The 25,234-nt window shown below is 45.8% G+C and carries 22 protein-coding genes; 5 read left to right on the top strand and 17 right to left on the bottom strand.

The genetic code is table 11. The features are described 5' to 3' along the window. Positions 1-198: 198 nt before the first annotated feature. The 7 genes from L5M71_RS00975 to L5M71_RS00945 form a co-directional block, all read right to left on the bottom strand. Positions 199-1,014 carry an ABC transporter permease subunit gene (locus L5M71_RS00975; protein WP_105249905.1) on the bottom strand — a complete coding sequence of 272 codons (816 nt, stop codon included), beginning with the start codon at positions 1,012-1,014 and terminating at the stop codon, positions 199-201. After that, the gene (locus tag L5M71_RS00970; protein WP_263205948.1) at positions 1,011-1,916 is read right to left on the bottom strand and encodes an ABC transporter permease subunit; all 906 of its coding nucleotides are present in this window, start codon (positions 1,914-1,916) and stop codon (positions 1,011-1,013) included. Before L5M71_RS00970 ends, L5M71_RS00975 begins: the two co-directional genes overlap by 4 nt. Beyond that, complete coding sequence (potA, locus tag L5M71_RS00965; RefSeq protein ID WP_263178090.1) at positions 1,913-3,049, bottom strand: polyamine ABC transporter ATP-binding protein; 1,137 nt, start codon at positions 3,047-3,049, stop codon at positions 1,913-1,915. The genes L5M71_RS00970 and potA overlap by 4 nt, the downstream gene beginning before the upstream one ends. Before the next feature lie 177 nt (positions 3,050-3,226). After that, a complete protein-coding gene (locus L5M71_RS00960; protein WP_028760882.1) occupies positions 3,227-4,327 on the bottom strand; it encodes a polyamine ABC transporter substrate-binding protein in 1,101 nt (366 codons plus the stop codon). Between the two features lie 599 nt (positions 4,328-4,926). Further along, complete coding sequence (locus L5M71_RS00955; RefSeq protein ID WP_028760883.1) at positions 4,927-6,282, bottom strand: glutamine synthetase family protein; 1,356 nt, start codon at positions 6,280-6,282, stop codon at positions 4,927-4,929. A gap of 2 nt (positions 6,283-6,284) precedes the next feature. Then, a complete protein-coding gene (locus L5M71_RS00950) occupies positions 6,285-7,046 on the bottom strand; it encodes a gamma-glutamyl-gamma-aminobutyrate hydrolase family protein (RefSeq protein ID WP_105249909.1) in 762 nt (253 codons plus the stop codon). Between the two features lie 713 nt (positions 7,047-7,759). Beyond that, the gene (locus tag L5M71_RS00945) at positions 7,760-8,308 is read right to left on the bottom strand and encodes a cupin domain-containing protein (protein ID WP_028760885.1); all 549 of its coding nucleotides are present in this window, start codon (positions 8,306-8,308) and stop codon (positions 7,760-7,762) included. A gap of 236 nt (positions 8,309-8,544) precedes the next feature. Here L5M71_RS00945 and L5M71_RS00940 point away from each other — a divergent pair, with 236 nt between their 5' ends. Continuing rightward, positions 8,545-9,852 (top strand): NAD(P)/FAD-dependent oxidoreductase, encoded by a 1,308-nt coding sequence (locus L5M71_RS00940; RefSeq protein WP_263205945.1) that lies wholly within the window; start codon positions 8,545-8,547, stop codon positions 9,850-9,852. Here L5M71_RS00940 and L5M71_RS00935 read toward each other — a convergent pair. The 6 genes from L5M71_RS00935 to L5M71_RS00910 form a co-directional block, all read right to left on the bottom strand. Next, on the bottom strand, positions 9,836-10,342 hold the full coding sequence (locus tag L5M71_RS00935; protein ID WP_263205943.1) for a DUF2937 family protein: 507 nt from the start codon (positions 10,340-10,342) through the stop codon (positions 9,836-9,838). The genes L5M71_RS00940 and L5M71_RS00935 overlap by 17 nt on opposite strands. A 108-nt stretch (positions 10,343-10,450) precedes the next feature. Continuing rightward, positions 10,451-11,308: a sulfurtransferase gene (locus L5M71_RS00930; RefSeq protein ID WP_263205940.1), complete on the bottom strand. Its 858-nt coding sequence runs from the start codon at positions 11,306-11,308 to the stop codon at positions 10,451-10,453. A gap of 276 nt (positions 11,309-11,584) precedes the next feature. Beyond that, entirely contained in the window at positions 11,585-11,998 is a 414-nt protein-coding gene (locus L5M71_RS00925; protein ID WP_131525451.1) for a septal ring lytic transglycosylase RlpA family protein, read from the bottom strand. A gap of 261 nt (positions 11,999-12,259) precedes the next feature. Beyond that, on the bottom strand, positions 12,260-12,655 hold the full coding sequence (locus tag L5M71_RS00920; RefSeq protein ID WP_105249914.1) for a hypothetical protein: 396 nt from the start codon (positions 12,653-12,655) through the stop codon (positions 12,260-12,262). A gap of 106 nt (positions 12,656-12,761) precedes the next feature. Next, positions 12,762-13,022, bottom strand: coding sequence for a hypothetical protein (locus L5M71_RS00915; RefSeq protein ID WP_263205938.1), 261 nt, complete (start codon positions 13,020-13,022; stop codon positions 12,762-12,764). Between the two features lie 592 nt (positions 13,023-13,614). Then, the gene (locus tag L5M71_RS00910; RefSeq protein ID WP_028760892.1) at positions 13,615-15,111 is read right to left on the bottom strand and encodes an aldehyde dehydrogenase; all 1,497 of its coding nucleotides are present in this window, start codon (positions 15,109-15,111) and stop codon (positions 13,615-13,617) included. A 280-nt stretch (positions 15,112-15,391) separates the two neighbouring features. Between L5M71_RS00910 and L5M71_RS00905 the strand changes: the two genes are divergently transcribed. The 4 genes from L5M71_RS00905 to L5M71_RS00890 all read left to right on the top strand — a co-directional run bounded on the left by L5M71_RS00905 (position 15,392) and on the right by L5M71_RS00890 (position 19,590). Further along, a complete protein-coding gene (locus tag L5M71_RS00905; protein ID WP_263205935.1) occupies positions 15,392-16,729 on the top strand; it encodes an aspartate aminotransferase family protein in 1,338 nt (445 codons plus the stop codon). A gap of 69 nt (positions 16,730-16,798) precedes the next feature. After that, positions 16,799-18,289, top strand: coding sequence for a CoA-acylating methylmalonate-semialdehyde dehydrogenase (locus L5M71_RS00900; protein WP_263205931.1), 1,491 nt, complete (start codon positions 16,799-16,801; stop codon positions 18,287-18,289). A gap of 30 nt (positions 18,290-18,319) precedes the next feature. Next, positions 18,320-18,685, top strand: coding sequence for a cupin domain-containing protein (locus L5M71_RS00895; RefSeq protein WP_263205928.1), 366 nt, complete (start codon positions 18,320-18,322; stop codon positions 18,683-18,685). 209 nt (positions 18,686-18,894) lie between these two features. Continuing rightward, positions 18,895-19,590 carry a TorF family putative porin gene (locus L5M71_RS00890; RefSeq protein WP_263206149.1) on the top strand — a complete coding sequence of 232 codons (696 nt, stop codon included), beginning with the start codon at positions 18,895-18,897 and terminating at the stop codon, positions 19,588-19,590. Positions 19,591-19,672: 82 nt separating this feature from the next. On the opposite strand, the gene nagP is transcribed toward L5M71_RS00890, so the two are convergent. From nagP to nagB-II, 4 genes are all read right to left on the bottom strand, one after another. Beyond that, the gene (gene nagP, locus L5M71_RS00885; protein WP_263220656.1) at positions 19,673-20,971 is read right to left on the bottom strand and encodes an N-acetylglucosamine MFS transporter NagP; all 1,299 of its coding nucleotides are present in this window, start codon (positions 20,969-20,971) and stop codon (positions 19,673-19,675) included. Between the two features lie 328 nt (positions 20,972-21,299). Continuing rightward, positions 21,300-22,454 carry a transmembrane glucosamine N-acetyltransferase NagX gene (nagX, locus tag L5M71_RS00880; protein WP_263205926.1) on the bottom strand — a complete coding sequence of 385 codons (1,155 nt, stop codon included), beginning with the start codon at positions 22,452-22,454 and terminating at the stop codon, positions 21,300-21,302. Between the two features lie 485 nt (positions 22,455-22,939). Then, positions 22,940-24,109 carry an N-acetylglucosamine-6-phosphate deacetylase gene (nagA, locus tag L5M71_RS00875; RefSeq protein ID WP_263205923.1) on the bottom strand — a complete coding sequence of 390 codons (1,170 nt, stop codon included), beginning with the start codon at positions 24,107-24,109 and terminating at the stop codon, positions 22,940-22,942. Positions 24,110-24,226: 117 nt separating this feature from the next. Continuing rightward, the gene (gene nagB-II, locus L5M71_RS00870; RefSeq protein ID WP_263169585.1) at positions 24,227-25,225 is read right to left on the bottom strand and encodes a glucosamine-6-phosphate deaminase NagB-II; all 999 of its coding nucleotides are present in this window, start codon (positions 25,223-25,225) and stop codon (positions 24,227-24,229) included. Positions 25,226-25,234 lie beyond the last annotated feature (9 nt).

The raw sequence follows: 25,234 nt of genomic DNA, 5'->3' as shown, positions 1-25,234 counted from the left end.
ACGAAACACTAGCCAGAAAAGCGCAATAATTTACATTTTGTTTGATATATCAAACACGAGATTATTTTTAGCTCAGTGATTCAATTCTGATGATCTTGAGTAACAGGACTAGCCTGCAAAGCAAAGCGGGTGATGGGAGCGGTGACAAATATCAAGGATGGCTTTGGCAATACCAAAGCCATCCCAAAATTAAGCTAACTAGTTCATTGGTGTACGGTCGCGCTTCTCTGCCCGTCTTGCCATATACCAAGAAAGGAAAGCGATGAGTGAAACACACAGTATGATCAGCGTCGCTAAGGCATTGATCTTAGGAGAAACCCCTAAACGTACCGAAGAGAACACCACCATAGGCAAGGTCGTTGCACCAGGGCCTGAGGCAAAGCTTGCGATCACTAAATCGTCTAAGGACAAACTGAATGACAACAACCAACCCGCCACCAGCGCCGGCGAAATCATAGGCACAGTGATCAAGAAGAAAGTCTTGAGCGGTGTTGCCCCTAAGTCCATCGCCGCCTCTTCGATTGACATATCAAGCTCGCGCAATCTTGAAGACACCACCACAGCTACATAGGCAGCACAAAATGTTGAGTGTGCAATCCACACTGTCATCATGCCACGCTCCCTAGGCCAGCCCAACAAATCTGCCATGTGCACAAACAGTAAAAGCAAAGACAGACCAGTGATCACTTCAGGCATTACCAGCGGTGCAGTAATCATGTTCGACAGGGTCAGTTTTGCCCATGAACGCTTAAAGCGTGTCATCACAAAGGCTGCCATAGTGCCGATAATGACCGCCATAGTTGAGCTATAAAACGCTATCCGCAGGCTGGTCCATACTGCATCTAAAATCTGTTGGTCTTGAAATAACTCGCCATACCATTTAGGTGAAAATCCGCCCCATACCGTCACTAATTTAGAGTCGTTAAAGGAATAAATCACCAGCACTAACATAGGTGCATACAAGAAAAACAAGCCAAACCAGAGCATCACTGAAGAAAAGCTTAATTTTTTCATAGGTCTTTCTCCAAACTACGCGCCTGATAGCGATGGAATAAAGTGATCGGAATAATCAATAGACCCAACATCACAATCGCCAGTGACGAAGCCACAGGCCAGTCGCGGTTATTGAAAAATTCTTGCCATAACACTCGACCTATCATCAAGGAATCGGGACCACCGAGTAGCTCTGGGATCACAAACTCACCCACGGCAGGAATAAACACCAACATAGAACCGGCAATCACACCACTTTTTGACAGCGGGAAGGTGATTTTCCAGAAGGTATTCAAACGGCTTGAACCTAAGTCAGACGCAGCTTCAATCAAACTCATATCAAGTTTCACTAAGGTGGCGTACAAGGGCAGAATCATAAAGGGTAAATACGCATAGATAATGCCGATATACACGGCAATATTGGTATTGAGGATCTGTAACGGCTCAGAAATAATCCCCAACCACATCAGTGAATTGTTGATGATCCCTGTGTTACTTAAGATCCCCATCCAAGCGTAAACACGGATTAAAAATGAGGTCCAAGAAGGCAACATAACTAACAGCAGCAGCACGGTTTGCAACCGCGAAGGGGCACGGGCAATGGCATAGGCCATTGGGTAGCCAATAATCAAGCAGCCCAAGGTCGAAATTAACGCCATTTTCAATGAGCTGAGATAAGCCATGTAATATAGCGAATCATCGAGCAACATCAAATAGTTACCCAAATGCAGGAAGATATTTAATACATCGTCAGCATATTGGAATGTTGCTTCATAGGGCGGGATAGCAATCGCCGCCGTCGAAAAACTCAGTTTAAGGACAATCGCAAACGGTAAGGCAAAAAACAGCAGCAGCCAAGCGTAGGGAATACCTATGGTCCAGAAGCGGCCCTTAAGCCACTTTAATTTAATGGGTTTCTTCATGATCTCAACACCACGCCACTGGTGTCCTCCCAACTAATGAACACTTCGTCATCCCATGTGGCATGATCGGCGCGGCGTTCACGGTTAGTCATACTGCACTGTACGATTTGACCATTCTCTAAACGAATGTAATAGACTGAAATACCGCCTAAATAAGCGATATCATGCACGATTCCTTTTGCCCAGTTGTACTGACCTTCAGGCTGTTCACGGCTAATAATGGTCTTTTCGGGACGCACTGCTAGCCAAACATTCTTATCTTCAACGTTAGTCGTGACGCCATAACCGACATAGAAAGATTGAGCCAAATCATTAGATTTAATGATCAGATGGTCAACTTCATCTACTTCAATCGCGCCACCAAACAAATTCACAGTACCGATAAACTCGGCAATCATACGACTGTTCGGGCTTTCGTAAATATCCATTGGCGAGCCAGTTTGAGCAATCCAACCATCACTCATGATCGAAATTCGACCAGCCATTGTCATGGCTTCTTCCTGATCGTGGGTCACCATCACGCAGGTCACGCCGACACGCTCAAGGATTTCAACCACTTCTAGCTGCATTTGGGTACGCAGTTTTTTATCCAATGCGCCCATAGGCTCATCGAGCAGTAATAATTTAGGTCGTTTCGCCAATGAACGGGCCAGTGCAACACGCTGGCGCTGACCACCGGATAACTGATGCGGTTTACGCTTACCGTATTGCTCCATATGCACGAGTTTCAGCATATCTTGCACACGCTGTTCAATTTCGGCTTTAGGCAACTTGTCTTGCTTCAAACCAAATGCAATGTTTTGTGCCACTGTCATGTGGGGAAACAAAGCATAGGATTGAAACATCATATTGATGGGACGTTCGTATGGCGGTAAATCGGTGATATCTTCCCCATCAAGGAAAATACGGCCAGAGGTGGGCTTTTCAAAACCCGCCAACATGCGCAGTAGTGTTGACTTACCCGAGCCTGACCCGCCAAGTAAGGCAAAAATTTCGCCTTTATTGATAGTTAATGACACATCGTCGACAGCCCGCACGTCATCGAATAATTTGCTTACCCGCTCAATCTTGAGCAGTACTTTTTCTTGCGTCTTTGTTGTCGGTTTATTGGTGACGCTCGAGGTGATTGCCATAGTACTTCTCCACCCGAAAATGAGGCGTAGATACGCTCAAACTCTAGGTTCAACACGATTAATGAATGAAAAGTGGTTAAACAAACTGTGTCAAATCCTATACGTGGATTAACTATGCATAGGATTGGACATAGAAGTTTGCCAAGCTGGGGGCAAGCTAGGCTTGCCCCCTATCGACTATTGTCCTGACTTCACTTTGGTCCAAACACGGGTTAATACGCGCTGAATTTTCAAAGGACGAATTTCACCGATATAAAGTTTGTCTAACACTTCTTGTGGTGGATAGATTGCAGGATCGGTACGGATAGCCTCATCAACCAGAGGTTGAGCGGGATCGTTCGGGTTAGCATAGGCCACATAGTTAGAGATAGGCGCTATGACTTCTGGACGTAGAAAATAGTTAATCAGCGTGAGTGCATTATCGACGTTCGTTGAATCAGCAGGGATAGCTAACATATCGAACCACAGATTGGCACCTTCTTTTGGAATGGAGTAGCCAATCTTATTGCCATTTTTTGCTTCTTCAGCACGGGCCTTCGCCTGGAATACGTCACCGGAGAAACCGTAAGCGACACAGATGTCACCGTTCGCTAAGTCAGAAATATAACGTGAAGAATGGAAATACGTCACATAAGGACGAATTTTTTCCAGTAACTCACCCGCTTTTTCATAATCTTCAGCCTTAGTGCTGTTAGGATCTAAGCCTAAATAAATCATCGCCTGTGGCACCATGTCGTCGGCAGAGTCCAACATAGCAAAGCCACACTTAGAAATTTTTTCAGCGTATTTAGGATTGAAGATCAGTTCCATTGAGTTAAATGGCGCATCTTCCCCCACGGCGGCTTTCACTTTATCTATGTTGTAACCAATGCCATTAGTTCCCCATAAGTAAGGCACGGCATATTGGTTACCCGGATCGGCTTTTTCAAGCAACTTCATCAGGGCTGGATTTAAATTTTTAAAATTAGGTAACTTAGCGCGGTCTAAAGGTTTGAAAGCACCCGCTTTGATTTGCTTAGCGAGAAAGTGGTTAGAAGGTACAACGATATCGTAGCCACTACGACCAGACAGTAATTTAGCCTCAAGCACTTCATTACTATCAAATACATCGTAAATTACCCTAATGCTCGTTTCTTTCTTGAAGTTTTCTAAGGTATCTTCCGCGATATAATCTGACCAGTTATACACGCGAACCACTTCTTCCGCTTGGGCCACTGCGCTCGCAAATACGCTCGCAGTCACCAGCGCTAATGTGGTCATCTTATTAAATAGCTTCATGCTTTCTCCTTTCTCGGGTAGCAGAACTGCTTAAGCAAATTCTGACATTGTGTCACCGGGCTGCCCGGATATTGTTGTTATTTTCGACCAATGCTACACCTTAAAAACCGCATCGGCAGTCTCTACGGCATGATAACCATGCCTACTTTATATCTTGCTGCAATTTGTTAAGTATCAGGTTTCGTGCCAAATTTTCGAGGCATCGGTATTGCATTAACACTCAAAAAAATAGACTAGATATGACACTGCTTGTACATTTTGCAACATTAAGGCAAATGCCTCAAGTCCCTAAGCAATCGCAAAAAAACACTTAGATAAACACATTTTAAATATGACTAACAATTAGTTAGCAACGCTAGTAAGCGAACAACTTAAAATTGTTAAGCCTATTTTACTTCCCTAGCAGACAAGCGATGGAATTGAATATTCACTTTAACGGACAAGCCATTAAAAACCATCATAGAATTTAACAAGCGAGTTGCACCAGTTAAGTGCAACCTCACTAAAACAGTGCACACATCAGTATCGTTATGGCCAACGTTAACCCCTTATTCCTTGGGTTAACGCGGCAACACGGTCAGTGCAATCAATCCAAAACATTACACAGTGAGTAATAGGAATTCACGTTCCCATGAGCTGACAACACGGCGGAAGTTTTCAAGTTCAGCTTGTTTTACCGCAACAAATCCAGTGGTGAAGGATTCGCCTAAATATTGCTTACAGGCATCACTTTCTTCCATCGCCGCTAATGCTTCCTCTAATGTCAGCGGTAAACAATGGGTATTATTGCTCCGGCTTTCATTGGCTTTACCTTGCACTGGAGTCGAAGGTTTTAGCGACTCAACCATGCCGATATAGCCACACAACAAGCTCGCGGCAATCGCCAAATAACAGTTAGCATCGGCGCCAGGAATGCGGTTCTCAATGCGACGGTTTTGTGGTGAAGATTCTGGAATGCGTAAACCACAGGTACGGTTTTCATCGCCCCATTCTAAGTTTACAGGTGCCGAAGTGCCGGGGAGGAAACGACGGAACGAGTTCGCATTTGGCGCCATCAGTGGCAGCAACTCAGGAATGAATTTTTGTAGGCCTGCAATATATCCCAAGAATAGCTTGCTCTTAGTCCCATCTTCATTGGTGAAAATATTCTTGCCAGTCTCTTTATTGATCACGCTTTGATGAATATGCATCGCACTGCCAGGTTCATCCGTCACGGGTTTTGCCATAAAAGTGGCACACACATCGTGCTTCAGCGCAGCTTCACGTAAAGTGCGTTTAAAGATAAACACTTGATCAGCTAAAGATAATGCGTTGCCATGGCTGAAGTTAATCTCCATCTGTGCGGGACCATCTTCATGGATTAAAGTATCGATATCTAAACCTTGAAGCTCACACCAATCGTACATGTCTTCAAACATAGGATCGTATTCGTTGGCAGCATCAATAGAGAATGACTGGCGACCCGCTTCGGGGCGGCCTGAACGACCAATTGGAGGCTTTAGGGGTAAATCGTGGTCGTCACTACGACGAGTCAAATAGAACTCCATTTCGGGAGCGATAACAGGTTCCCAGCCCTGTTCGTCATAGAGAGACAACACTTTTTTCAATACGTTACGTGGTGAAAGCTCAATAGGATTACCCATTCTGTCGTAGCAATCGTGGATAACCTGTGCCGTGGCTTCGATGGTCCAAGGCAACATAAAAACGGCATTTTCATCGGGTACACAAACAAAATCGATGTCGGCTGCATCGAGCAAACTGTAGTAAATCTCTTCGTCGACAAAATCACCCGTCACAGTTTGCAATAACACACTTTCGGGCAAACGCATGCCTTTTTCATCGAGAAACTTATCGACTGGAGCAATCTTGCCGCGGGCGATGCCAGTCATGTCACTGATAACACATTCGACTTCTGTGATTTTTCGTTCTTTTAAAAAAGCGATTAGCTTATTCATTATTATTTCACTCGAGTTGTAGCCCTACGTCGGCATGCATCACCGAAGGCATTGAAAATGGAGAGGTAAAACGGATTCTCGCTCACCTTCCACTCTGGATGCCATTGCACACCGAGGGCAAATTCTTTAGTACCAATTACGGAGAAAGCCTCCACTAACCCATCTGGAGCATAAGCTTCTGGCCGCAACCCAACACCCAGGCGCTCCACGCCTTGAGTATGTACAGAGTTAATCTCTGCAGAGTTACGGCCCCAGGCCTCGTAAATAAGCCCCCCGGGCTCAACAGTAATACTGTGAGAAGCCCCATACTGCACATCTAAGGATGCGGTTTTATCTTCTCGATGTTCAATAAAGCCACCCACCTCATGGAGCTTCTGATGCAAACTGCCACCAAAAGCCACATTCATTTCTTGAAAACCGCGACAAATACCTAATACAGGTACCCCAGCAGCAATAGCAGCGTGGATCAGCGGCAAAGTTGTCGCGTCACGTTTAGGATCATGGTGTGTACCAAGCTCACTCGGCTGGCCTGCATAAAGATGGGGTTCTACATTAGAAGGAGAGCCAGTAAACAAAATACCGTCAAGACGCTCTAAAATAGCGTCTATCGGTAAATCGCCACCTAAAGATGGGATCACTAACGGCCAGCCTTTCGCGCCATTAACTACGCCTAAAAGGTATTTTTCACCAACAATATTAAAGGGGTGTGATCCCAATTGTTGATTGCATGCAATAACACCTATGAGGGGTAAATCGGCTGACATATCTCACCTTTAGAATTGATTTTACTGGCATAACGAACACTTTGCCTTTAAATGTTCATTTTTTCACACAGTACACCGAAATTTAGCACTAGGCAAGAGGTTAAACACTTGTTAAAGGTTATTTAATCCACTTATTCTTAATAAGCATAAATAACATGTAGTTAAATGTATATTTTTCCCATTTCACGCTAATTCATGTATATAAACCAGCGGTTACACCAGCATAAAGCTCACTTTTTACTGAGTAAATTAAACCGTATTCGAACCAAATTTGAACCAATATTATTTACACAAAGAAGAGGATACATAACCAATATGACAGGGTTAAAAAGTAGGTAATACCAATCGTATTAAATATCTGTTCATTCAGCGGGAGTTCAACGCGCTTTAGACAAGGCGAAGGCTTGAAGGCATAGTGGCGCTCTGTCGAAAGCCTTGAACGTAGTATAAAGCGCGTTGCCATGTAGTGAACATCAGCCGCCCTTCGGGAGCCTCACAGGCATCCCACTCCCGTGTTGCATTGACTTAAAAGGGAATGACCATTTCTGCGTCAATGCGCCTTGGATTGAAATACCTGTGAGGCTCTGAACTGATTAGATATTTAATGTGATTGGTATAAATCCGCAGGAATGTTGAATAACAGTATTACGCCACTCACTTTTAGTGAGTAAGTGGCCTAATATGTTGAATAATAGGGTAAGTTAATGACTTAATTAGAAGTTTGCAGGCGTAGTCGCACTCACTAGGCGACAAGGTTCATCGAAGGGATTGCGGAATCTATGGGGCAATTCACTGTTAAAATAATAACTGTCACCCGCTTCCAAAATATACACTTCATCCCCAACAGTGAGTTCGAATTTACCTTCTATCACCATAGCGGCCTCTTCACCTTCGTGCTTTAGCATCTCTTCACCCGTATCTGAACCGGGTGGGTAAATCTCATTCATCACTGACATTGCGCGGTTCGGGTAATCACGACCGATCAGTTTAAATTCAAGTGGTCCAGTACCGATATTCAGTAATTCATTGGATCGATAGACGACCTTTTGCTCACTATCCGTTGAGGCTTCAATGGAGAAAAAGTCCACTAAAGACATCGGGATACCCGACAGCACTTTTTTTAAAGAGCTGACTGACGGGCTAACACTGTTTTTCTCGATCATTGAAATCGTACTGTTAGTCACACCAGCACGTTTGGCTAATTCTCGTTGAGATAAGCCTTTCATTTTTCGAACAGTTTTGAGGCTGGCTCCAATATCCAAATTTCACATCCCCCTAGAGGCTCGGGTCAATCCCGATAGATGACGAACAGGTTGTTCAGGATAAACACCATCCAGAACGCATTTTCGCCCAAAAAGCGCGTGTTTTACTGCTTTCATTGTATTCTACATAAAAAGCGTGTTAAATAAAACGAACACTTTTTTGCGTCATGTTAAAAGTGTGATGAGTATACTGAGACAAGTCCAATTTACAATAAAAACAATTTTTGGGAGCCATAATGGCAAGCAAACCTCCAGTGCACAGTGAACAGTATCCACACTCTTATTATGTTGATACTGCTAAAGAAATTTATGCGCACCCACAACTCGAAGGCAATATCAATGCCGATGTCTGCATAGTGGGCGGCGGCTTTAGCGGTATCAATACCGCCATAGAACTCGCACAGCGCGGTATGAGTGTCGTGCTGTTAGAAGCGAGGCGAATTGGCTGGGGCGCATCGGGGCGTAATGGCGGCGAACTCATTCGCGGCATAGGCCATGACCCTGCACAATTTCAAAGTGAAATCGGCACTGAAGGTGTTCAAGCAATTCAACAAATGGGCTTTGAAGCCGTCGAGATAGTGCGAAATCGCATACAAGAACACAGTATCGACTGCGATCTGCAAATGGGTTACTGCGACTTAGCGGTTAAACCTCGTCACATGGATGAGCTTGAAGAAGAATTTAGCGCACTCAAAGCCATGGGTTATCAGCAAGAAATCAAGCTGTTAACTAAGCCACAATTAGGTGAAGTCATAGGCTCAGACTTTTATCAAGGCGCGCTAGTTGATATGGGTAGCGGTCATCTACACCCACTTAATCTTGCCCTCGGTGAAGCTCGCGTCGCCCGCAATCTCGGCGCTAGGTTGTTTGAGTACAGCGCTGCTGAAAAAATCATTCAAGGCGCCAAACCTAAGGTCATTACCGCTAAGGGCGAAGTCACATGCCAATACGTAGTGCTGGCGGGCAATGCCTATATCGGCCACAAACTTAATAGCTTTGTAGGGGGGAAAGTATTACCTGCTGGCAGTTATTTATTGGCAACAGAGCCCTTAACTGAGGCCCAATGCGCGAGTATTATCCCGCAAAACATGGCCTTCGCGGATATGCGAATTGCCCTAGATTACTTTCACTTATCGGCAGATCGTCGTTTGCTGTTTGGCGGCCTTTGTACCTATTCGGGTAAAGATCCGAAAGATATTGAAGCGGCACTGAGACCGAATCTTGAGAAAGTTTTCCCGCAATTAGAAGGGGTACGTATCGATTATGAATGGGGCGGCATGATAGGTATCGGTGCTAACCGTATGCCACAAATTGGTTGCCTTCCTGATGCCAATAATATTTTTTACGCCCAAGCCTATGCGGGACATGGTGTGAATGCCACTCACATGGCGGCAAAACTGCTTGCCGAGGCCATTTGCCAACAGGCGGGACATTTCGATGTGTTTGCTAAAATCAAACACATCACCTTCCCCGGCGGCCCGACGTTCCGCTCACCTATGCTCGCTGCAGGCATGCTGTATCACAGATTTAAGGACTTGTTTTAAGTCGCTTGTTACGCCTTGCCCACAGGATAAAAGGGATAGACCCAAGATAATGCACGACTAAAGCCACCAAGACGCCAAAGCCAATACCACTAGAAGTTAAAGGTATCCCTGGCTTAAAGTTACTGATGGTTTTCTCAAGATAATCAAAGCGAACAGGGTTAAACATATAGGCAGTTTTCTCAAACAAATTGCCCGTATTAAAGATCGCCACGCCCTGTGTTAACGCTTTATAAAGCGCCAGTGTCTGTACCTTTTGCTCAGCGTCGGCACGCACACTTGGCTCCTCATTTTGCTGGTGGCTGGCAATCATGGCATCAACATCGGCGTAATGATATTCCTTAGCCGTTGCCTCGTAACCGTCTACCTGCCATCGAGTCGATTCATAAAGGCCTGATAAAAATTGCTGATAATGATCAGCCAGTTGTGGTAACTGTAAGGCAATCACTAAAATAAATCCAAATACCAACTTGTCGATCAATCTCGCTATCAAAGGTTTCTCCTTGGCATTTCGCCAAACGACGTAAAAGTCACATGATGTTCAACAAAAACCACGCTAACTTAATTAATCTACAGCACTAATTTCAATGGTGATACTCAATTAACACTCTATCGGCAGATCGTTACGGCTGCCCCAATCCGCCCATGAACCGTCATAGAGGATAGGATTTTTATGCCCCGCGGCGACCGAAGCTAAGATCAAAATACACGCCGTAATCCCAGAACCACAGCTGAATATCCTTGCGGATTTATCCGCTGCTAGCCCTTGATAAATAGACTGTAGCTCACTGGTCGTTTTGATTTTATTGCCATCGAGCACTTGAGCGAAGGGTAAGTTAACTGAACGAGGAATATGCCCTGAGCGCACACCGGGGCGCGGCTCACTCACTTGCCCTAAAAAGCGTGGCGCACCACGGGCATCGACAATCGCCGTTTCGGCATCTTCAATTCTTGATAGGACAGCTTGCGCATCCATCACAAGCTCAGGGTGGTATTGCAGCACATCCGCCAAAGTATCGATATCCGTCGGGCCATAATCGACGCCTTCGGCTTGATAACGCGATGAGGTAATGCGGTCTTCTTCAATCCATTGAGGCAAGCCACCATCAAGCACATAGACTCGATTAAAGCCCATGACTTTAAAGGTCCACCACGCCCGTGGAGATGAATAAATGCCTTGGTTATCATAGATAACAATAACACTGTCGACCTCAATCCCAAGTTGAGCTATCCCTTGGATGAACTGCTCAAACGTCGGCAAGGCATGAATTTGGGTTGAAGTCTTATCGCAAAACACATTTTCCAAGTCGAATCGACGTGAGCGCGGAATGCAAATAGGCTCATCGTAAACTAGGGGTTCTTTACCAATAACGGTTTCCATACTGGCATCGAGTAAGACTAAATGGGGATCGGTGAGGTGTGCTTCGAGCCACTGCGTACTAACAAGTGGGTATTCCATAGCGGGTCCTTTTACTGTTATCCAAATCTGCCGATAGTCTCTCACCAAATGCCGTAAAGCCCAAATATCAGCTTAACAAATTGTCTGCTTTGGGATTTTATTTAAAAGCGCCGGCTCGGTTTTATGCGCTCAATTATTAGTGCATTCAATCATTAGATTGCGACGAAGCCGTGTTTTGAAGAGAGTGCTTTCAAAACGATCCTGTTGATATGGCCGTGTTCGAGATAGCCGTTTTCGCAAAAGTCCGTTTCGAGACAACTGTTTTCAAAATAGCCGCTATTTAATGACTTCTATTTTCACGTCAATCAAGCCAGAAGAAGTATTGCCTATACTACTGAACGCCGATTTAGACAGATCAATAATGCGGCCACGCACGAAAGGCCCTCTATCATTGATTTTCACAATCACACTTTTGCCATTATCGACATTGGTGACCTTAACACTCGAGCCAAAGGGTAACTTTTTATGCGCTGCTGTCTTTAATTTATGTTTGTAAAGTTCACCACTGGCCGTCTGCTTATTCTGATGTTTATCCCCATAAAAGGAAGCCTGACCAGCTTCAGTGAATCCCACCCAGTTACCATTTTCACCCGTCTGCATTGAAGAACAGCCGGCCAAAAAGCTTAGCAATGCCAGTACAAATAGTTTGACGACATTGAACTGCCTAATTGGGTTTTGAAGTGCATTCACATGACACCCTCTCTAATGAGTGAACGCTTTGCTGACGAGTGATAGGCTCAGCAAAAATCACAGGGAAATAACGAACAACCTTAGATGGCAAAGCTCAAGACCTGCATCCTAAAAGATCAAAATAAGAAACAATAAATTTCCACGAGGCTACAGCAGTTGCACGCTAAAATCACGTATTTACAGGTGAATGCTCTTACGTTGAGATAAAATATGCAGTCATAACGAGGCTTTGTTTCCTAATTTAGATCGGTAAACAAAGCCCTAACGAGTTAACACTTCATGGATAATCTCAAATTTGGGTTCTTTACCACTTGGCCATGTAGGTTTCTTTATGGGGTTTTCAAAGGTGGTCAGCCAAATATCAAGATCACTGGAACCAGACAAACAACCCATAAACGCAAAATACATTCCACTATTTATCATGTGACGGGCAAACTGAATAGCGTCTTCAAGAGTGCCCTCTTCCCAGTTATGTGTGAACGTTTCATCATCCCATACCCATTTAATGGGGACTCCACTTTCATCACAAGCGAAGAACCTTACATTTCGATAACCTTTACTTGCTGTTTTTAGAGAATTTATAAAACTTTCTCTGGTGTTATCAAATCTTTTTTTGAACTCTTCAATATCTAGATCTTTGCTAATAAAGTTCTTCATACTTGCCCTAGAGATAAATACTACCAATGGTATGACATAACCACACACAAAAAATTCTATCCAATGAGCCCAGTGACTGATGTCTTTTAGCTCTGTTAGAAGCTAATTATGCCAAAGATTGGTATTCATTGCTGCCATTATGAAAGAACCTAATTTCGATACATTTTATTTCTTTTTTAGAGGAAATTAATTGCTCCACCAACCAAATATAACCGATTTCATATAGCTTATTTTGTAGGGAGAACAAATCATCTTCTGGCATATTGTCTATATCAACATTCAATAATTGATACCAATTAAAGGCTTTAAATTCAGAAACATCCTCAAACTCACATTCTGCGGTTAAAAGCCATGCGCCATTCACCATAGAGGCGATGTTGACAAAAAAATCGCATATTCCCTAACAAGTTCCATAAAATCAGATTTGTAACTATCGAGAGCTTTACTGACGATTGCCCCAAACTCTTCTACGTTGTTCATACTTGTCTTCTTATTCAATGATCTAAGCACCCTATAATATCACAAATAACTTACAACACTTTTCACACTATGCCACTACACTATGACTAAGTGCATTAATGGTAATGTTTGAAAGCCACAAATTTATAAGCGATAGCATACGATATTTATGAAGCTGATAAGAATGGAAGTAAATTGAGATATTAATGGGAGTGTTTAAAGTCAATATTCTATCGGGTATAAATGAGCAACAACATTACGAATCAAGACGGTAACATTTTATTTACGGTAACAGATGCAGATTTTACAAGTGAAATATGGCTTAGAAAAATGGGGACGCCTTGAGCTACAAAAAATAAAAAACCTCTTTCCATGTAATATGAAAAGAGGTTTTAGTATTGAGCGAAAGCGGCTCCTTCTCTTATATAGACAAATATAGACAAATATAGACAAATATAGACAAATATAGACAAAAAAGAGCGGTTATAAAAATAGTCCGCTTATAGCACGATCCAAGTCGCTTTCAGTTCTGTGTATTTGTCGAAGGAGTGCAGAGATTTATCTCGGCCATTACCAGACTGTTTATAGCCACCGAATGGCGCTGTCATGTCGCCGCCATCGTAATGGTTGATCCATACCATACCAGAACGCAGAGCTTTAGCGGTTTTATGGGCCTTGCTGATATCCGATGTCCACACGCCAGCGGCTAAACCGTAGATGGTATCGTTGGCTATTGATATCGCTTCTTCCATGCCATTAAATTCAATAACAGATAACACTGGGCCAAAGATTTCTTCACTGGCAATTTTCATCTGATTGTTTACGTTAGAAAATACCGTTGGCTGCACATACACACCGCCAGTGTCGGCCATAACTTGGCAGCCACCGTGGACTAAGGTTGCACCTTCATCTTTACCCGCTTTAATGTAACTGAGCACTGTGTCTAACTGTTGTTTATCGACAACGGCGCCGCTCACAGTGGCGGGATCGAGTGGATGCCCCGGATGCCATGAGGCTAACTCCTCTGCGATAAGCGCGATAAGCTCATCTTTCACCCCAGATTCCACCAGCAAACGCGAACCTGCGGTGCAGACTTCACCTTGGTTAAAAGCAATGGCTTCGGCCGCAGCTACAGCAGCGGCTTTCAGATCTGGCGCGTCATTAAAGACGATATTGGGGCTCTTGCCTCCCGCCTCTAACCACACGCGTTTCATGTTCGACTCACCAGCGTAAATCATTAATTGCTTGGCAATTTTGGTGGAACCTGTGAAAACCAGCGTATCCACATCCATATGCAACGCTAAGGCTTTACCCACGGTATGACCAAATCCTGGCAACACGTTGAGTACGCCTTGTGGGATCCCAGCTTCAATAGCCAATTGCGCCATACGGATAGCCGTTAAGGGTGACTTTTCAGAGGGTTTTAACACCACACTATTACCCGTGGCCAGCGCGGGCCCGAGCTTCCAACACGCCATCAGCATTGGGAAGTTCCACGGAACAATCGCGGCCACAACCCCCACAGGCTCACGGGTGATCATGCCAATTTCATTGTGAGCCGTTGGCGCGAGTTCATCGTAAATTTTATCAATCGCTTCGCCAGACCAGCGAATCGCACGGGCAGCCCCCGCCACATCCACCGCTTTGGAGAAACGAATTGGTTTACCCATGTCGAGGGTTTCTAACAGCGCGAGTTCATTGGCATTTTCTTCCAGTAACTCGGCGAAACGTATCATCACTTGTTTGCGCTTTACCGGAGATTGCTGCGACCAAACACCAGACTCGAATACGCTGCGGCCATTAGCAACCGCAAGATTAGCATCTGCAAGATCGCAACTCGCCACTTTTACCAACAAGCGACCATCAATAGGACTAATACAATCAAAGGTGTTACCCGAAACGGCATCTTGGTATTCGCCATTGATAAACGCCTTACCATTAATAGACAGGCTGGCAGCCAGACTTTCCCATTCGCTGCGTTTCTTCGGTGTGCTCATGATGACCTCTTAATAATTCGTATAGGTGTGGTTTATCGTTCATCGACAAGAAAATAGTGGTCTGTGACGACTTTAACGCAAATGCTAAACATCATCACAGTCATAATCCGAGCTTCAGGTTACGCTGTTTAAGCAATAAAATTCAATATTTTTTACAAAAATAGCTTTTTTGCCACAAATAACTGCACACGGCTCTTCCATGTTCATTATTTCTAACATAGCATAGCAAATATTAGCCACCCTAAAACAAGACCTGAAAATACAGGACAAGGTAGACACTATGGCCGATTTGCCGCTCAATTCCTCAAGCGCACCCTCACTTGAACATTTCTGGATGCCTTTTACCGCTAACCGCCAATTCAAAGCCAGTCCGCGGTTACTCGCCAAGGCCGAAGGCATGTATTACACGGATATTGATGGTAATAAAGTGTTAGATGCTACCGCAGGTTTATGGTGTTGTAACGCAGGCCATGGTCGCAAAGAAATCAGCGAAGCGGTCAGCAAACAAATTAAAGAGATGGACTACGCGCCCTCCTTCCAAATGGGTCATCCTATCGCCTTTGAACTTGCCGAGCGCTTAGTCGAGCTCAGTCCAGAAGGATTAAACAAAGTCTTCTTTACTAACTCAGGTTCTGAGTCCGTCGATACTGCGCTTAAGATGGCACTTTGCTATCACAGAGCCAATGGTCAAGCCTCACGCACCCGCTTTATCGGGCGCGAAATGGGTTACCACGGTGTCGGCTTTGGCGGCATCTCTGTGGGTGGGTTAAGCAATAATCGCAAGGCATTTAGCGGCCAATTACTGCAAGGCGTCGATCACTTACCGCACACCTTAGATATCCAAAATGCGGCATTTACCCGTGGACTCTCACACTTTGGCGCTGAAAAAGCCGAAGTATTAGAACAACTAGTGACCCTGCATGGCGCCGAAAATATTGCCGCCGTGATCGTTGAACCTATGTCGGGTTCAGCAGGGGTGATATTGCCGCCACAAGGTTACTTAAAACGTCTACGTGAAATCACCAAAAAACACGGCATCCTACTGATTTTTGACGAAGTCATCACCGCTTTTGGCCGCGTTGGCGCCGCTTTTGCGAGTCAGCGTTGGGGCGTTTTTCCAGACATGATCACCACGGCTAAAGCCATCAATAACGGCGCCATCCCTATGGGCGCAGTGTTCGTGCAAGATTTTATCCACGACACTTGCATGCAAGGCCCTACTGAGCTGATTGAGTTTTTCCACGGTTACACCTATTCCGGTCATCCAGTCGCAGCAGCAGCCGCACTTGCCACACTATCAATTTATGAGCATGAGCAATTATTCGAGCGCAGTTTTGAGCTTGAACGCTACTTTGAAGACGCAGTGCACAGCCTCAAAGGGTTGCCGAATGTGATTGATATCCGCAACACAGGCTTAGTGGCGGGGATTCAATTCACCCCTAACGCTCAAGGCGCGGGTAAACGGGGTTACGGCGTGTTTGAACACTGCTTCCGCCACGGCACTTTAGTACGAGCCACGGGCGACATCATTGCCATGTCACCGCCACTGATTGTCGATAAACGCGAAATTGACCAAATGGTTAATAGCCTAAGCGATGCCATTAACGCCGTTGGATAATAGCACCAGCGGTTAGTTCTACTCTCACATTTAACACCCCGCTGCGGCGGGGAACTTCAAAGGTTAACTATGCTCAAGATCACTCATTTTGTTAATGGTCAGCACACTCCTGCCAGTACCAGAACCCAAGATATTTTTGAACCCGCCACGGGTGAACTACGTGGCCAAGTCTCACTGGCAAGCGAAACCGAAGTCGGCGAAGCCATCGCGATCGCTAAAACCGCCTTTGAAACCTGGTCGCAAGTCACGCCGCTCAACCGTGCTCGAGTGCTGTTTAAATTCAAAGCCTTAGTTGAGCAGAACCTAGATGAAATGGCGCAGCTTATCACCCGTGAGCACGGCAAAGTGATCGACGATGCTAAGGGCGAGTTGATCCGAGGTCTCGAAGTGGTCGAATTTGCCTGTGGTATTCCGCACTTGCTTAAAGGTGAACACACCCAGCAAGTCGGTGGCGGCGTCGATTCTTGGTCAGTTAATCAAGCTTTAGGTGTTGTCGCAGGCATAGCGCCCTTTAACTTCCCCGTGATGGTTCCTATGTGGATGTTCCCAATCGCGATTGCCTGCGGTAACACCTTTATTATGAAACCCTCGGAAAAAGACCCAAGCTCGGTGATGCGGATTGCTGAGCTGCTTAAAGAAGCGGGTCTTCCCGATGGCGTGTTTAACGTGATTAACGGCGACAAAGAAGCCGTCGATACCTTACTCACCCATAAAGATGTGCAAGCGGTGAGCTTTGTGGGCTCAACGCCGATTGCTGAATACATCTACAGTACAGCCTCTAAACATGGCAAACGCGTGCAAGCCTTAGGCGGCGCGAAAAACCATATGTTACTCATGCCAGATGCAGATTTAGATCAAGCCGTTAGCGCCTTAATGGGTGCCGCTTACGGCAGTGCTGGTGAGCGTTGTATGGCAATTTCAGTCGTACTCGCGGTAGGCGATGTGGGCGACGCGTTAGTGGAAAAACTGCTACCGCAAATCCAAACCTTAAAAGTCGGCAACGGCCTAACGCCGGAGATGGAAATGGGCCTGCTGATCTCAAAGCAGCACCTTGCCAAAGTCACCCAATATGTTGAAGCCGGTGTGCAAGAAGGTGCAGCGCTGCTGGTCGATGGCCGTAAACTGAGTGTTGAAGATCATCAACAGGGTTATTTCCTCGGCGCCTGTTTGTTCGACCACGTCACGCCTGAAATGAGCATCTACCGCGAAGAAATCTTTGGCCCAGTACTGGCGATTGTGCGCGTGAAAGATTACCCAACGGCGCTTGAGCTGATTAACCGACACGAATTTGGTAATGGCACGGCGATTTTCACCCAAAGTGGTGAAGCGGCAAGGCATTTCTGTCACCACGTGCAAGTCGGTATGGTTGGGGTGAACGTGCCGATCCCGGTGCCGATGGCGTTCCACAGTTTTGGCGGTTGGAAGCGTTCACTGTTTGGGCCGCTGCATATGCATGGCCCCGATGGCGTGCGTTTTTATACCAAACGTAAGGCAATTACTGCCCGCTGGCCCGTAGGTAAACAGACTCAAGCCGAGTTTGTGATGCCAACAATGAAATAGCCGAATATCAGCTCAACAAGGAAATCGCAAATGACTGTGAGTATCAACGCCATTATTCGCTTTGCTACGGTGCAAACACCCGTCGAAACCTACCAGTTACCGACGGAAAAGTTGTTAACTGGCAATCCAACTCAAAGGTTAGAGAATCATTATTCTAGCCCTTGTGATCAATTTCACAGTGGAATTTGGCAAAGTGAATCAGGCGCTTGGAAAATAAACTACACTGAATACGAGTACTGCGAAATCCTCGAAGGGATGAGTGTTATCACAGATCTTCAAGGTCAATCGCAGACGTTCACTGTGGGTGACAGGTTTATCATACCCGCGGGTTTTCAAGGCACTTGGGAAGTCGTGGAGCCCTGCCGCAAGGTTTACGTCATTTTCGAACAAAAGTGAGATCAACGAGGCTGATGTTAGCCTCAAAAAAGCTAAGTTATCTTAGCAATAACTCGCCATGAGGTCACAGCAACGGGTTTTCCTAGGCTGTTGTTTGGCAAACCAACGGATGCACTGGCGCGATTGAATAACCATGGTCGCCAGTAACACGTCCGAGTCAACAAAGAAAATGGGAGAAATACCGTGCATAACAATCTGAAAAAAAACGGCTGGTACAGCTTGTCGGACTCGCGCTAACCACGACCCTATTCTCCGGCATTGCCGCCGCCGAAGTGACAGGGGAAATTAGTCTTACTAACGACTATCGTTTTCGCGGCGTATCACAAACCGCTGGCGATCCTGCCCTGCAAGGCGGTATTGATTGGAGCTTCGACTCAGGTTTCTCTGTCGGGGCTTGGGCAAGTAACGTGGATTTTGATGAGCCAGGTTATAACGGCCCAGCGATCGAATACGATTTCTATGTCGCCTATGGTGGTGAGATCAACGAAGATCTGACCTACGACATCACCCTTAACCGTTATAACTACTCAGGCGAGAGTGATATAGGTTATTTCGAAGTGATTACGGGTATGGAATTTAAGGGCTTTCGCCTAGCCTATTGGTTTACCAATGATTACGGTGGTACTGACTTAGATTATCACTATGGAGAGCTAAACTACTCCTACGAATTTGTTGAAAACTGGAGTCTCGATCTGCACTACGGCTATAACGTGGGTGATGCCTTAGATGATGGTGAAGGTTTTGATAGCTACTCTGATTACTCTGTTGGCGTATCGACCGAATTGGCAGGCTTTGGGCTTTCTCTCGCTTGGTTAGGCACAGATCTCAGCGGTGACCAAAAAGTCTCTGACGGTGCATTTAAAAACTCAGATACCGTGCTTGCGAGCGTAAGCTACGCGTTCTAATTTCGCCTTAGCTTGATCCAACTAAGACACAAAAAAGCCCTCATCATCGAGGGCTTCTTTTTAGCTGTTCAAACAGACTTGACTACCAACTACGCATTTTATGGCCTTTCACCGCGTAGAAAAGGATGAACAAGTAGCATGGCAACATCACAATATAACCACCCTGCATGCCCATATCTGTCGCCGAACTCATTAAGCCCCAAGACACTGGACCAAAGGCGCCACCTGCAATCCCCATGATGAGAAGCGCAGAACCTGTACTGGTCAATTTACCCATACCAGACAAAGCTAGCGGCCACACCGCAGGCCAAACAATCGCATTAGCTAAACCAAGAAAAGCAATCATCAACAAAGTATCGGGCAGTGCCACACCGCCAAAAGGCACTAACAAAACATTAGCAATAGCGTAGGAATTATTGTCGCCAAACAAAATACCGCATGTCAGTAACAAACCCAGAATAGCCGACACCATCAAAGCCTTAGGTTGTGAAATAAAACGAGGAATTAACAGGATACCTAAAGAATAACCCAACACCATACACACCATAGTATAGGAAGTCATAACACCGTATGACTCTATGCCTAAAGACAAAGCAAATGTACCAATGGTATCGCCAGCAATAACCTCTACAGCAACATAAACAAACAACGCTAACACGCCAAAGGCTAAGTTAGGGTGARATAATGCCGCTTTAAGTTGCCCTTTATCCGTATTTTCAGCAGCTTCATCTTCATTCAACAACTCCGGTAAAGGTGATTTTTTTACCGCGAGCGCTAATATACCGATAAAAATGGCCATGCCTAAATAGGGGAATACTAAACCGTCAGCCATTTCTTCAATTTGTACTTGAGTTAGCTCAGTACCAATACGGTCTTTAAAGCTGTCTAAAATCAACGCCGAAAACACCAAAGGCGCAATCACACCCGCACCTTTATTCAAAATACCCATCACACTGACACGGGCGGCCGCAGATTCTTCAGGCCCCAAACGCACTACATAAGGGTTAACCGCAGTTTGTAATAGGGTTTGGCCTGCGCCCATCACTAATTGGGCGAAAAGGAATAGGGCAAATATTTGTGTTTCCGCAGCAGGGATAAACAGTAAGCCCGCCAACATCATCACGCCCATGCCTATCGCCATACCATTCTTATAGCCAACTTTGCGAATAAGCCAAGCGGATGGCAAGGCAGTAAAGGTCACTGCAATGTAGAAAGAAAACAGGATCAACGACGCTTGAAAGGGATTGAGTTGCAATATTTGTTTCAAATAAGGCATCAAAGAACCATTCAACCAAGTGGCGAATCCGAGGATGAAAAAGAGAGCGGCCACTATGGCCATGGGGAGAAAGCTGCTTTTCTGCTGGCTTTTATCGAGTGTCATTTCCATAAACCTGCTTCTTATAGTAATTAATTATTTAGGTGATAACGGGGTTTAAATTAATGCCTAAGTTCCCGAATATCCGTATCGCGACTCGTCCGCAATGGCTAATGTTATCATCCAAACGCACCATTGTTTCAGTGATGTTAAAACAAATAACACAAAAAGACAACGCTGTCATTTAATAAATTCTCGCGAATATTCCCTCGTAATCATCGATTGGCCAACTGATAAGTTATAAGTAAGTGATGACTCACATCCAGAAAATAATGTAAAAAAAGCCGCAGACACTGAGTGTGTGCGACTTATCTCAAGCGATTAAGCAAACAGACTAAATCCTGACAAAAATATTGCGGCGATACATCCAATATAAAACCAGCCACTGCACCGCAAGCAAGCTGATAACCGCAGCTAACGCTTGAGCGCTTTCAGGCAAGGCCTGCACTAAGCCGCCAAACACACTTTGAGCAATATATTTCCAATCCACTAAGCTCGACGCTAAATAAATGATGATGGCGTTGGTGCCTATCACCACAAAGAAAAAGGCGGCTTTTTGCCACTTAAGCACATCGACTAAGGCATAGAACACTGCCAGCAGAATCATGCTCCAGCCCGACGTCACCAGCACAAATGAACTGGTCCACAGCTCTTTATTAACCGGAATGATAAGATCCAACAGCCAACCTAAGGCTAAGCAAGCACCACCTGCTACGGCGAGTAATCCCACTTTGACCCACTCACCTTTAGGATGGGATTTAACAATAAAGTGGCCGACAAACACACCCGCTAACGCATTGACTATGGCGGGGATGGTCGACAGTAAACCTTCAGGATCGGGCGTGCGCCCCTGATAACTCACGCCGGGTAATAAAATCGAATCGACATAGGCATTGATGGATTCCGTTGGCGAGAGCACGCCCGCCTGTCCACCGGGAAAAGGCAACCAAAGTTGTATTGCGCCATAACCGAGCAAAATGCCCAAGGCGACGATAATTTGGGTTCGTAGACTCGTGTGCCACACCAATAATGCCGCAAAGAACCATGCAAAGGCTATTCGACCTAACACACTGGCATAGCGAAGTTTTTCAGGATCGGCAGGCGCGCCCGTTCCCCAACCGTGGTTGTATAAAATGCCCAGTAACAGCAATAAAAAGAGTCGTTTAATCCCGTGACGATACACAGGTAATCGCTCACTCAGGGGTAATTTATCTAAACGTTTGGGAGATAAACCTAAGGCCACACCAGAGAGGAAAATAAACAGCGGAAAGATTAAATCGTAAAACTGAAAGCCATGCCATTGGCTATGGTGCATCTGTTCATCGCCCCATTGCCAACCTGCCCAGCCCGTTAAAATAAGCAAGCCACCAAATAGAGCCTCACCGCCCAAAATCCAAAACATATCGAAGCCGCGCAGTGCATCCAGCGACATCAACCTAGGTTTATTCACCTTTACTGGCGCAATTGCGTTTGTCTGTGTCGTCCCCATGCCATCATCCTTTATTATTGTTATTAAAAGCTTTTATAAAAGTTGAGCAAAACTAATACTGTACAAAACTAATACTGTTTAAAATTAGTGCTGTACAATAAAAAAACTTAGCCCCTGTCATCAAAATACGACAAGGGCTATACCCAAGCGACCTGAAGATACGAGTTTCAGAGCGCCTAGGGTGCTTCAATTCAAGGCGCATCAATGACAGAATGTCGGCCACCTTTTGAATTGATGCAACACGGAAGTGGAGCGCCCTAGGCACTCCGTCTCGGCGGGTTTTAACGCACTTTATACTGCGTTGGTTATTTTTAACTTAGTCCACTAGGTCTGCAAATAACCGCAATCGCCATGGATGGCGTGAATGCCATTTATGCAGGAGCAATAAATGGCATTGCCTAAAGTGCGTTAAATTCCCGCTGAATCCTGCATTTTCAGGTAGTTTGGGTATAGATGTTAAAAATCACCTAAACTGCAAAAGCGATTTAAGGGTGTGCCCCTATTGCCTGGCCCGCATAAATCGGCCCTGAATAGACTGCCCGTCCCGCAATGTAGTTTGCCTGCACTTTGTTATGTGCATCGAGCAAGACAAAATCAGCCCTATGTCCCAGTGCTAAACGGCCAGCCTTATGGTCAATCCCGAGGAATTGCGCGGGATATAACGCCGCCATTCTTAAGGCTTCCGCCAAAGGTAAACCCAACAAGTTCACAGTATTATTGACCGCAGTCGCCATATCGAGCACACAGCCCGCCAGCTCACCTGTCACGGCATTTAATCTGTCGCCGACTCTTAACACTCGAGTACCAAAGAGCTCGAAGCTAGTCTCATCATCCATACCAACAGGCGGCATAGCATCCGTGACTAACATTATCTTGCCCCTCGGTTTTGCCCTTAGTGCAACCTTTGCCGCCGCGGGATGTACATGGTGACCGTCGACAATCAAACCACACCAAGCGGTTTCACTCTCTATCGCCGCGCCAACCATGCCCGGCTCACGGGAACCCAGTGGTGACATCGCATTATAAAGATGAGTAAAGCCCGTCGCGCCTGCCGCTAATGCCGCAACAACAGTATCGTAGTCTGCATTAGAGTGGCCCAAACACACCTTCACGCCCGCCGCGACGAGAGTGCGGATCACCTCTGGCGACACATTCTCAGGCGCAAGCGTGACGACTTTAATCCCCAGATCTTGACGACAAAATACCGCGAGTTCCGCATCGGTGATTTCGCGAATAAAACCCTGCGGATGTACACCTTTTTTAGGCACAGATAAATGTGGCCCTTCAAAATGCACCCCTAAAACGCCAGCGCTACCTTTGACTAAAGCCTCGGCCACTGCATCGGCCGCATTAGCCATCACGCTGACATCATCTGTGATAAGCGTAGGTAAAAAACCTGTCGTACCAAAACGCGCATGGGCACGGCCGATAGTCTCAATACAATTAACACTCGGATCGGCATTGAATAACGCCCCGCCGCCACCGTTCACTTGCACATCGATAAAACCTGGCACCAGCGTTCCGGCTTGGCGGATTTCCTTCGCGCCAACAACCGTATCAAACGCCAGAATGTGTCCGTCTTCAACAGTCACAGGCACATCTTGATGGAAATATTCACCATCAAAAATACGCTCGGCGATCAGGGTGATTTTCATCGCAAACCTCTTTCAATAAATAACGCGGTTAGCTTAAAGCTTAAATTAGTTTAACCGCGTGGCTTAGCTGCAGATGTTTAATCGTGCAGCCTACCTAGACCTCTTAAACTTTGCCGCTTAAAGCGTTTGGGTCACTTTTTTAAGGCCAGCCGGTTGATCGGGATCTATACCGCGGGCAATCGCAACCGCAGCCACATCGATATAGAATCGTTGTAATAACGCTAACGGAGCAACACGTGGGTGAATGTCGGTCGAGGTTTGATTCAGATGCACTAAATCGGCGCCGCGTTGGCTCACATTTTCAATCTGTTCGATATGGCTAGCGTAGGATTCATCGCCAATGCACACATCAACGATAGTGAGTTTTTTCTCAACTAAAGTGACAGGGCCGTGGAGGAACTCGGCGCTACTGAACGCTTCGGCATGGATTGAACACACTTCTTTTAGCTTAAGCGCGATTTCCTTGGATACCGCATAACCTAAACCACGGCCGAGTACGACTAAGTTCTTCACGTCGGCAACGGATTCTGGCGTGAGCTGCGGCTCAGCGTCCACCGCCGTTTGCAGCGCTTGGGGTAAAGACGCTACAGCGCGAGCGAGCGATTCGCTTTGAGTCCAGGCGGCGGCGAGTTGTAAAATCGCCGACAACGTTGCGAGATAACTCTTAGTCGCAGCAACCGCTTTTTCTTCACCTGCACGTAAAGGCACAACGACATCGACAATATCTTTAATAGGTGCACTTTCATCATTCACTAAGGCAACACAGAAAGCACCGGCATTTTTTGCCATACGCGCCTGCGCCAAAATATCAGGGCTACGGCCAGATTGTGAAATCACAATGACTAACGCGCCTTCGAGTTTCAAGGTTTTACCATACACACTTGCCACTGAAGGTGCGGCGGCGAAGGTCGGTACACCCGCTTCAATTTCAAATAAGTATTTAGCGAACACTCCCGCATGATCCGATGAGCCGCGACCTACTATCATCACAAAACGAGGGGCGAAGGCGCGCAGTTTCTCACCTAACTGCTGCATGATGTCAGCGTTAGCTTCTAATTGACCCGCAATTTTTTGCGGTGCAGTGCGTGCTTCTTGTTCCATAATAGTGTTTGTCATGTCTTTTAC

This window comes from Shewanella sp. SW1, assembly GCF_025653545.1.
GTDB lineage: Bacteria > Pseudomonadota > Gammaproteobacteria > Enterobacterales > Shewanellaceae > Shewanella > Shewanella oncorhynchi.
This window is presented reverse-complemented; position numbering and strand designations above follow the sequence as displayed.